Annotated in this window: 1 protein-coding gene; it reads left to right on the top strand. The window is 52.7% G+C overall.

Features of this window, described 5'->3' with window-relative positions:
- A partial coding sequence (locus tag AB9F29_RS22695) for a hypothetical protein (protein WP_369757347.1) occupies positions 1-273 on the top strand: 273 nt, incomplete at both ends.

The raw sequence follows: 273 nt of genomic DNA, 5'->3' as shown, positions 1-273 counted from the left end.
ACAGGCAAATCGCTGAAACCACGCCACAAAAGGGCGGGTACTTCGCACGTTCAAAAAGAGAAGAAGTGTTTGGCTGGGATGGTAGGAACCCCAGCAAGGGGATCGTTTTCTTCGACTTATCCGATCAATACCACGAACTGGGGCATTCCTGGGGGCCTTTTGTGGCCTTTGTGGACAATCTGGGGGACTGTTCAGTGAACGGGAAGAAGGCGTTCAGGGCTCTGGGGAGGTATCACCTGAGCTGGATGCCACCCCCAAGACGTAGTAAAAAAT

It is taken from the genome of Falsihalocynthiibacter sp. S25ZX9 (assembly GCF_041205405.1).
Classification (GTDB): domain Bacteria; phylum Pseudomonadota; class Alphaproteobacteria; order Rhodobacterales; family Rhodobacteraceae; genus Falsihalocynthiibacter; species Falsihalocynthiibacter arcticus.
This window is presented reverse-complemented; position numbering and strand designations above follow the sequence as displayed.